Raw genomic sequence first — 3,103 nt, 5'->3', positions numbered from 1 at the left:
CCCGGCCCTTGGTGAAGCGCAGCCCGGTGACCTCGGCGTGGTTCAGGACGACCGCGCCCGCCTCGACGGCCGCGCGGACCGTCATCAGCGCCATGCGCGCGTCGTTCATCTGGTCGTCGCCGTACACGGCCACGGCCTTCAGGTTCTCGGTGCGCAGCTCGGGCACGTCCTGCGCCGCCTTGGCCGGCGAGAGCAGGTGGCCCACGCCGTCGCCGAACGCGGAGAGCGCGGAGTAGGCGAAGACGCCCGCGCCGAGCTTCGCCGCGCCGTGCGGCCCGCCCTTGTACACGGGGAGGTAGAAGGTGAGCGGGTTCGCCAGGTGGGGGGCCACCTGACGGGAGACCGCACGGCGCTCGAAGTGGTTCTCCGCCACCAGCTTCACCGCGCCGGTCTGCAGGTAGCGCAGACCGCCGTGGAGCAGCTTGGAGGAGGCGGAGGAGGTGGCGCCGGCGAAGTCGCCGGCGTCGACCAGCGCCACCCTGAGCCCGGACTGCGCGGCGTGCCAGGCGGTGGAGATGCCCAGGATGCCGCCGCCGATCACAAGAAGGTCGTACGACGCCTTGGCGAGCTGCTCCCTGGTCTCGGCCCGGCTCGGGTTGGAGCCGGAGGCCGGGTGCGTCCCCAGGGCAGGCACGGACTGCAGGGTGGACTGACTGGTCATGTCGGGTACTTACTCCTCGTCAGAGATGTCTGAGCCGTCTTGGGCCGCTCAGCTCTCGTCCTCGATCCAGCCCATGGTCCGCTCGACGGCCTTGAGCCAGTTCTTGTACTCACGGTCGCGGGTGTCCGCGTCCATCTGGGGGGTCCACTCGGCGGCCCGGCGCCAGTTGGCGCGCAGTTCGTCGGTGCTGGACCAGAAGCCGACGGCGAGGCCGGCGGCGTAGGCGGCGCCGAGGCAGGTGGTCTCGGCGACCATCGGGCGCACCACGGGTGCGTCCAGCACGTCGGCGAGGGTCTGCATCAGCAGGTTGTTGGAGGTCATGCCGCCGTCCACCTTCAGGGCCACCAGCTCGTCGCCGGAGTCCTTGACCATGGCGTCGGCGATCTCCCGGGTCTGCCAGGCGGTCGCCTCCAGGACCGCGCGGGCGAGGTGCGCCTTGGTGACGTACCGGGTCAGGCCGGCGATCACACCGCGGGCGTCGGAGCGCCAGTGCGGGGCGAACAGACCGGAGAAGGCCGGCACGAAGTAGGCGCCGCCGTTGTCCTCGACCGAGAGCGCGAGCGTCTCGATCTCGGCGGCGGTGGAGATCAGGCCCATCTGGTCGCGCATCCACTGCACCAGCGAGCCGGTGACGGCGATCGAGCCCTCGAGGGCGTAGACCGTCGGCTGCTCGCCGATCTTGTAACCGACCGTGGTCAGCAGACCGGCGTAGGAGTTGATGATCTTGTCACCGGTGTTCATCACCATGAAGGTGCCGGTGCCGTAGGTGGACTTGGTCTCGCCCTCGGAGAAACAGGTCTGGCCGAACAGGGCCGCCTGCTGGTCGCCGAGCGCGGAGGCGACCGGGATGCCGCCGAGCAGCTCGCCGAGCTTGCCGCCGGTGACCTCGCCGTAGACCTCGGCGGAGGAGCGGATCTCGGGCAGGATCTGCGTCGGCACGCCGATGGACTCGCAGATCTTCTCGTCCCACTGCGTGGTGTGCAGGTTCATGAGAAGGGTGCGGGAGGCGTTGGTGACGTCGGTGACGTGGCGACCGCCGTTGACACCGCCGGTCAGGTTCCAGATGACCCAGCTGTCCATGGTGCCGAAGAGGATGTCCCCGGCCTCCGCGCGCTCCTGCAGGCCGTCGACGTGGTCGAGCAGCCAGCGGGCCTTGGGTCCGGCGAAGTAGGACGCGAGCGGCAGACCGGTCTGCCGGCGGAAGCGGTCCTGGCCGACGTTGCGGCCCAGCTCCCGGCAGAGCGCGTCGGTGCGGGTGTCCTGCCAGACGATGGCGTTGTGGACGGGCTCACCGGTGTTCTTGTCCCACAGCACGGTGGTCTCGCGCTGGTTGGTGATGCCGATGGCCTTGATGTCGTCCCGGGTGATGCCGGCCTTGGCGACGGCGCCGGCGACGACCTCCTGGACGTTGGTCCAGATCTCGTTGGCGTTGTGCTCGACCCAGCCCGGCTTCGGGAAGATCTGCTCGTGCTCCTTCTGGTCGACGGAGACGATGCGGCCGTCCCGGTCGAAGATGATGCAGCGCGAGGAGGTGGTGCCCTGGTCGATCGCCGCGATGAAGGGGCCTGCGGTGTGGGCGTCGGTCACTGTGTGCTCCTGAAAGGTCCGTGGTGAGGGGGCTGCGCGTGCGGCGCGGGCTCGAAGACTCGGTGCTTCGTCAGGCTTCTCAAGAGGCTTCTCAGGCGAAGGCGACGTTGTAGATGCCTGCGGCGATGGCGCCGCCGATCAGCGGACCGGCCACCGGGATCCAGGCGTAGCTCCAGTCGGATCCGCCCTTGTTGGGCAGCGGCAGCAGGGCGTGCACGATGCGCGGGCCCAGGTCGCGGGCCGGGTTGATCGCGTAGCCCGTCGGGCCGCCGAGCGACAGGCCGATGGACACCACCACGAACGCGGTGATCAGACCGCCCAGGGTGCCGAGCCCGTTGCCCTTGTCGTTCAGGCCCTGGGTGAGGACCGCGAGGATCAGCACCACGGTGCCGATGATCTCCGTGGCCAGGTTCTGCACCACGTTCCGGATCTCCGGACCGGTGGAGAAGACGCCGAGGACCGGGCCGGCGCCCTTCTCCTGGGCCTCGACGGCCTTGGCCGTGGTGGCCTGCGCGCCCGGACCGCCGACGATCTCCTTGTCGGTCAGGTGCGCGTGGAACTGGCCGTAGTAGGCGATCCACACCAGGGCCGCGCCGATCATCGCGCCGAGCAGCTGGCCGGCGAAGTAGGTCGGGACGTTGCTCCACTCGCCGTCCTTGATGGCCAGGGCGAGGGTGACGGCCGGGTTGAGGTGGGCGCCGGAGAGCGGTCCGGAGATGTAGACGGCCGTCAGGACGGCGAAGCCCCACCCGAAGGTGATGGCGAGCCAACCGGCGTTTCGGGCCTTGGAGGCCTTCAGCGTGACAGCGGCGCAGACGCCGCCGCCGAGCAGGATGAGTATGGCGGTACCGATGG

3 protein-coding genes are annotated in these 3,103 nt (G+C 69.8%); all 3 read right to left on the bottom strand.

The annotated features are described in order from the left end of the window. Positions 1-661: FAD-dependent oxidoreductase (locus IE312_RS42795; protein ID WP_229900695.1), on the bottom strand; the 661-nt coding region annotated here is incomplete at its 3' end. A gap of 48 nt (positions 662-709) precedes the next feature. Continuing rightward, on the bottom strand, positions 710-2,248 hold the full coding sequence (glpK, locus tag IE312_RS32210; protein WP_189985790.1) for a glycerol kinase GlpK: 1,539 nt from the start codon (positions 2,246-2,248) through the stop codon (positions 710-712). Between the two features lie 91 nt (positions 2,249-2,339). Then, positions 2,340-3,101, bottom strand: coding sequence for an MIP/aquaporin family protein (locus tag IE312_RS32205; protein ID WP_229900694.1), 762 nt, complete (start codon positions 3,099-3,101; stop codon positions 2,340-2,342). Positions 3,102-3,103 lie beyond the last annotated feature (2 nt).

Origin of the sequence: Streptomyces capoamus (assembly GCF_014654935.1) — a bacterium.
In the GTDB taxonomy this organism is placed as follows: Bacteria; Actinomycetota; Actinomycetes; order Streptomycetales; family Streptomycetaceae; genus Streptomyces; species Streptomyces capoamus.
The sequence above is the reverse complement of the archived record's forward strand: the minus strand, read 5'-3'. Positions and strand labels throughout refer to the sequence as shown.